Source organism: Serratia sp. CY33525 (assembly GCF_052169115.1).
GTDB classification, from domain to species: domain Bacteria; phylum Pseudomonadota; class Gammaproteobacteria; order Enterobacterales; family Enterobacteriaceae; genus Serratia; species Serratia sarumanii.
Genome location: NZ_JBJNLK010000003.1, coordinates 556,658 through 562,936, shown reverse-complemented (window position 1 = coordinate 562,936; position 6,279 = coordinate 556,658). Strand labels below are relative to the sequence as shown.

Here is a 6,279-nt window from a genome sequence, read left to right as displayed (position 1 = left end):
CGAAGGTCCCCCTCTTTGGTCTTGCGACGTTATGCGGTATTAGCTACCGTTTCCAGTAGTTATCCCCCTCCATCAGGCAGTTTCCCAGACATTACTCACCCGTCCGCCGCTCGTCACCCAGAGAGCAAGCTCTCTTGTGCTACCGCTCGACTTGCATGTGTTAAGCCTGCCGCCAGCGTTCAATCTGAGCCATGATCAAACTCTTCAATTAAAAGCTTGATGTGCTTCCACTCGAGAAGCGATGCTCAAAGATTTACTGCATGAATTTTACTTCAGTTAGTCACTCTTCAAGACTTGATATTTTTTTGCATCCGAAGATGCTGGATATCGTCTTGTGGAGTGCCCACACAGATTGTCTGATAAATTGTTAAAGAGCAGTGCCGAGAAACTCATCGGCGCGGGCTGCGTATATTACGCTTTTAGCCCGGAGAGTCAAGCGTTTATTTCGCTGTCTTCTCGCTGACCCGGCGGCTTGTCAGTCGTTGTTCCCGGTCAGTGGAGGCGCATTATAGGGAGTTCTCGGCAGGCCGCAACCCCTAAATGCAAAAAACTTTTCAAGCGCTCAAATAATCGCCCAAAATGCCTTTTTAGGATGTTTATTAGTCAAAAAACACCGGTTTTAGCGCAGCAATAGCGGCAAACCCTGTAAATAGAGACAAATGAAGATAAAGAAAAGGGAGCGGTCACCCGCTCCCTTTCATCTTCATGACGCTTAGTTGCCGTTATTGGCGTGCAACGATATGGTCGTTTTCCACATCCAGCGTCACCAGCTTGCCGGGAATCAGCTTGCCGGACAGGATTTGCTGCGCCAGCGGGTTCTCGATCTCCTGCTGAATCGCGCGTTTCAACGGACGCGCACCATACACAGGGTCGTAACCGGTTTTGCTCAACAAAGCCAGAGCCGGTTCGGTCATGGTCACTTCGTAACCGCGCTCTTCCAAACGCTTGTACAGGCGAGACAGCTGAATTTTGGCGATTGCAGCAATGTGTTTCTCGCCCAGCGGATGGAACACCACCACTTCGTCGATACGGTTGATGAACTCAGGACGGAAGTGGTGACTCACCATCTCCATCACCGACTCTTTCATCTGCGCGTAGTTCATCTGACCGAAGTGCTCCTGGATCAGATCGGAGCCCAGGTTGGAAGTCATGATCACCACGGTATTGCGGAAATCGACGGTGCGGCCTTGACCATCGGTCAGTCGGCCATCATCCAACACCTGCAACAGAATATTGAATACGTCCGGGTGCGCTTTCTCGACTTCATCCAGCAGAATCACCGAATAAGGCCGGCGGCGCACGGCTTCCGTCAGGTAGCCGCCCTCTTCATAGCCGACATAACCCGGAGGCGCGCCGACCAGACGCGAAACGGAGTGTTTCTCCATAAATTCGGACATGTCGATACGCACCATGGCGTCATCACTGTCGAACAGGAACGAAGCCAGTGCCTTGCAGAGCTCGGTTTTCCCCACCCCGGTCGGGCCGAGGAACAGGAACGAACCGATCGGCCGGTTAGGATCGGACAACCCGGCGCGGCTGCGGCGGATAGCATTAGAAACCGCGCTGACCGCTTCGTCCTGGCCGATAACCCGCGAATGCAGCTCTTGCTCGAGGCGCAGCAGTTTGTCACGCTCCCCTTCCAGCATTCTGGCCACCGGGATCCCGGTGGCACGCGCCAGCACTTCGGCAATCTCCGCATCGGTCACCCGATTGCGCAGCAGTTTCATGCTCTTGCCTTCGGCCTGCGTGGCGGCAGCGAGCTGTTTCTCCAGCTCAGGGATTTTGCCGTATTGCAGTTCTGACATCCGCCCCAGATCGCCGACGCGGCGCGCCTGCTCCAGGGTGATTTTGGCCTGCTCGAGTTCAGCCTTGATGTTCTGGGTGCCGGAGAGCGAGGCTTTTTCCGCTTTCCACTCTTCTTCCAGCTCCGAATATTCGCGCTCTTTCTGCCCCAGCTCATCGCTGAGCATATCCAGGCGTTTCTTGCTGGCGTCGTCAGACTCTTTATTCAGCGCCTGCTGTTCCAGCTTCAACTGAATGATGCGGCGTTCAAGCCTGTCGAGCGACTCCGGCTTGGAATCCATCTGCATGCGAATGCTGGATGCCGCTTCGTCGATCAGGTCGATAGCCTTGTCCGGCAATTGACGATCGGCGATATAACGGTGAGAAAGCGTCGCCGCCGCCACGATGGCTGGGTCGGTGATCTGCACGTGGTGGTGCAATTCGTAACGCTCTTTCAGGCCGCGCAGGATAGCGATGGTGTCTTCCACGCTCGGCTCCGCCACATACACTTTCTGGAAACGACGTTCGAGCGCCGCGTCTTTCTCTATATATTGGCGGTACTCATCCAGCGTTGTGGCACCGACGCAGTGCAGTTCGCCGCGCGCCAGCGCCGGCTTGAGCATGTTGCCCGCATCCATCGCACCATCAGCCTTACCGGCGCCGACCATGGTGTGCAGTTCGTCGATAAACAGGATAACGCTGCCTTCCTGCTTGGCCAGATCGTTGAGCACGCCTTTCAGGCGCTCTTCAAACTCGCCGCGGTATTTGGCGCCGGCGATCAAAGCGCCCATATCGAGGGACAATACGCGCTTGTGCTTCAGCCCTTCGGGCACTTCGCCGTTGATGATGCGCTGCGCCAGGCCTTCGACGATGGCGGTTTTACCCACGCCAGGTTCGCCGATCAGCACCGGGTTGTTTTTGGTACGGCGTTGCAGCACCTGAATGGTGCGACGGATCTCTTCGTCACGGCCGATCACCGGGTCAAGTTTGCCCTGCTCGGCGCGTTCGGTCAGATCGATCGTGTATTTCTTCAATGCTTGCCGCTGGTCTTCGGCGCCTTGGTCTTCCACGCTGTCACCGCCTCTCATCTGTTCAATGGCTTTGCTGATTTTGTCGGCCGTTGCGCCGGCCGCTTTCAACAAGTCGGTCAACGAGCCGCGGTCTTCCAGCACCGCCAGCACAAACAGCTCGGAAGAAATGAATTTGTCCGCGCGCTTCTGCGCCAGCTTGTCGCACAGGTTAAGGACGCGCACCAACTCGTGGGACGGTTGAACGTCGCCACCGGTACCTTCTACCTGCGGCAAACGGGACAGCGCCTGTTCGATCTCGGTGCGCACGCGCCCGGCATCGATACCTGCGGAAGTTAATAGTGGACGAACCGTGCCCCCTTCCTGATTGAGCAGGGCGCTCATCAGATGTAGCGGTTCAATAAACTGGTTGTCGTGCCCAAGGGCTAGTGACTGGGCATCGGCGAGGGCAAGCTGGAATTTGTTGGTAAGACGATCCAGACGCATAACACCTCCAAGATGGGTCGAAATTGCTACTGGAGATTAAATGAGGTCATCCCTCAAATTTTCAAGGTTATCTCGACGCTAAATTTTCGGTACAACGCCATGCGTCGTTGGATCGTCCTAATTCAATAGGTTATATCAGCCAGATTAAACTTGCCATACGTCCGGTTATTCCATCGCGTCGATAGGAGAAAAAATGACTCTTTTCGTTAACCGTGCAGCGGTCGCCGCCGTAGATGGCCTGCACGCCTGCCCGCAACAAACGTTGGCGAGCCAGCAAGTAGATATTAGCCAAAAACTTATCGCCGTGCTGCGTAAATGCCAACGCGGCTTCGGCGTCTTCCGCGATAAAGGCAGCGCGCACCTCCGGCCCGACCTCAAACTGCTGCGGGCCGATCGCCGGCCCCAGCCAGGCGCTGATCTGGCTCGGCGCGGCGCTGAACGCCGCCACGGTTTGCTCCAGCACGCCATGGCATAACCCACGCCAGCCGGCGTGAGCGGCGGCCACTTCATCGCCGTGCTGCGAACAGAACAGCACCGGCAGACAATCCGCCGTCATCACGGCACACACCGGCCCCGGCACGTTGCTGTAAACCGCATCCGCCCGCAGATCGGCAGGCGCTTGCCCCGCCAACGTCACCACACGGGTGCCATGTATCTGCTCGAGCCACACCGGCATCTGCGGCAAGCCGGCGACGGTAACCAACCGTTCCCGATTGCGCTTCACCGCTTGCTCCTCGTCACCGACGTGGGCGCCGAGGTTCAGCGAGTCATAAGGCGGCAGGCTGACGCCGCCGCCGCGCGTGGTGCTGCAGGCCTTAACGCCGGGAGGCAATGGCCAGTCGGGCAGAATGAGCGAGTTCATTACCAGTCCATCTGATCTTTGAATTCTTCGGTATCCGCCTTCAGCGCGTTAATCAGATCGACCATGTCCTGCGGCAGCGGCGCATGCCACTCCATCTGGATGCCGCTGATCGGATGGTACAAACGCAGCATGGTGGCGTGCAGCGCCTGGCGGTCAAAACCGCGCAGCGTGTTGATGAAGGCTTCCGAAGCCCCCTTCGGCGGACGTGGACGGCCGCCGTACAGCGGATCGCCCACCAGCGGATGGCTGATGTAAGCCATGTGCACGCGGATCTGGTGAGTACGGCCGGTTTCCAGGCGCAGACGCAGACGGGTGTGTGCGCGGAAGTGTTCCATGATGCGGTAGTGCGTCACCGCCGGTTTACCCATCGGATGCACCGCCATGTGGGTACGCTTGGTGGAATGGCGCGCTATGGGCTCTTCTACCGTGCCGCCGGCGGTCATGGTGCCAATCGCCACCGCTTCGTATTCGCGGGTGATTTCACGCGCCTGCAGCGCTTCCACCAGCCGGGTTTGCGCCGGCACGGTTTTCGCCACCACCATCAGGCCGGTGGTGTCTTTATCCAGACGGTGCACGATGCCGGCGCGCGGCACGTCGGCGATTTCCGGGTAGTGATGCAGCAGCGCATTGAGCACCGTGCCGTCCGGGTTACCGGCGCCAGGGTGCACCACCAAATCGCGCGGCTTGTTGATCACCAGGATGTCGCTGTCTTCATAGACGATATCCAACGCGATATCCTGCGGCTCCCAACGCGCCTCTTCTTCTATCTGTGCATCGATGGCGACCGTCTCTCCGCCCAGCACCTTCTCTTTCGGTTTGTTTGACGTTTTGCCATTGACCTTCACCCGATCGCCCAGGATCCACTCTTTTATGCGAGATCGTGAATAATCAGGGAACAATTCGGCCAAAGCCTGATCTAAACGTTGTCCGAGTTGAGATTCGGCCACCGTTGCGGTGAGTTGTACTTGTTGTGCCATATGCAGCTTCTTCGTTAACGTTGGGTTTTCACGGCGATGCCGTTTAATATAATGTGCTATTGTACCTGGTCTTTGTCGGGAGCTTAACGGACAGTCTCCCGGAATAACACCCTGAGGATAATCAAAACGTCATGACGCGTATGAAATATCTGGTGGCGGCAGCCACGTTGAGCCTGGCGCTGGCAGGTTGCTCCACATCCAAGGATGCGGTTCCCGACAACCCACCTTCGGAAATCTATGCCACCGCGCAGCAAAAGCTGCAGGACGGTAACTTCAAGGGCGCGATTACGCAACTCGAAGCGTTAGATAACCGCTATCCTTTCGGGCCGTATTCCCAGCAGGTCCAGCTGGATTTGATTTACGCCTACTATAAGGCCGCCGACTTGCCGATGGCGCAGGCATCCATCGATCGCTTCATGCGCCTGAACCCGACGCACCCGAACATCGATTACGTGATGTACATGCGCGGTCTGACCGACATGGCGCTCGATGACAGCGCGCTGCAGGGCTTCTTCGGGGTTGACCGTTCGGACCGCGATCCTCAGCACGCTCGCGCTGCGTTCCGCGACTTCAGCCAGTTGATTCAGCAATACCCGAACAGCCAATACGCGACCGACGCCAACAAGCGTTTGGTGTATCTGAAAGACCGCTTGGCCAAGTATGAGCTTTCGGTGGCGGAATACTACACTAAACGCGGTGCTTACGTCGCGGTCGTTAATCGCGCCGAGCAGATGTTGCGTGAATTCCCGGATACCAAAGCGACGCACGACGTGTTGCCGCTGATGGAAAATGCCTACAAGCAACTGCAGCTGAACGGCCAGGCTGACAAAGTGGCCAAAGTGATCGCCGCCAACCCGCAATAAACGCGCGTCGGCAACGGCAAAAAAACAAAACGGCAGCCTCGGCTGCCGTTTTCATTGGCGTGGACCTGGTTTTCACTGGAAGAATACACAAGTAAAAACACGGTGTTAGCTAGCGCTCCTCACCGGTCAACTCATCGATAATGCGCCATCCGGCGGCAACTCTCAAGCATTAGATAACCAATTCAAATGCTGAATCACAGATTGAACTAACTTTGCAAAAAGTGACAAAAAATCGTGATTTACATCACGCATTTAAACAAAAAGCGGGGTATGCTGGGTTC

General features: G+C 56.7%; 4 protein-coding genes and 1 rRNA gene. 1 reads left to right on the top strand and 4 read right to left on the bottom strand.

The window, feature by feature from the left end; all coding sequences use genetic code 11:
* The 4 genes from ACJ8IM_RS11365 to rluD all read right to left on the bottom strand — a co-directional run.
* A 16S ribosomal RNA gene (locus ACJ8IM_RS11365) occupies nucleotides 1-211 on the bottom strand; the annotation flags it as partial.
* Nucleotides 212-722: 511 nt separating this feature from the next.
* The gene (gene clpB, locus ACJ8IM_RS11360; RefSeq protein WP_025301647.1) at nucleotides 723-3,296 is read right to left on the bottom strand and encodes an ATP-dependent chaperone ClpB; all 2,574 of its coding nucleotides are present in this window, start codon (nucleotides 3,294-3,296) and stop codon (nucleotides 723-725) included.
* Nucleotides 3,297-3,426: 130 nt separating this feature from the next.
* Nucleotides 3,427-4,158, bottom strand: coding sequence for a purine nucleoside phosphorylase YfiH (gene yfiH / locus ACJ8IM_RS11355; protein ID WP_033652975.1), 732 nt, complete (start codon nucleotides 4,156-4,158; stop codon nucleotides 3,427-3,429).
* Entirely contained in the window at nucleotides 4,158-5,135 is a 978-nt protein-coding gene (rluD, locus tag ACJ8IM_RS11350) for a 23S rRNA pseudouridine(1911/1915/1917) synthase RluD (protein WP_004932452.1), read from the bottom strand. Before rluD ends, yfiH begins: the two co-directional genes overlap by 1 nt.
* A 131-nt stretch (nucleotides 5,136-5,266) precedes the next feature.
* Between rluD and bamD the strand changes: the two genes are divergently transcribed.
* Complete coding sequence (gene bamD / locus ACJ8IM_RS11345) at nucleotides 5,267-5,998, top strand: outer membrane protein assembly factor BamD (protein WP_004932456.1); 732 nt, start codon at nucleotides 5,267-5,269, stop codon at nucleotides 5,996-5,998.
* Nucleotides 5,999-6,279 lie beyond the last annotated feature (281 nt).

Excerpts from the sequence above, each read along its gene's own strand:
- rluD (WP_004932452.1), bottom strand. The coding sequence starts at position 5,135 with ATGGCACAACAAGTACAACTCACCGCAACGGTGGCCGAATCTCAACTC.
- bamD (WP_004932456.1), top strand. The coding sequence starts at position 5,267 with ATGACGCGTATGAAATATCTGGTGGCGGCAGCCACGTTGAGCCTGGCG.
- yfiH (WP_033652975.1), bottom strand. The coding sequence starts at position 4,158 with ATGAACTCGCTCATTCTGCCCGACTGGCCATTGCCTCCCGGCGTTAAG.
- clpB (WP_025301647.1), bottom strand. The coding sequence starts at position 3,296 with ATGCGTCTGGATCGTCTTACCAACAAATTCCAGCTTGCCCTCGCCGAT.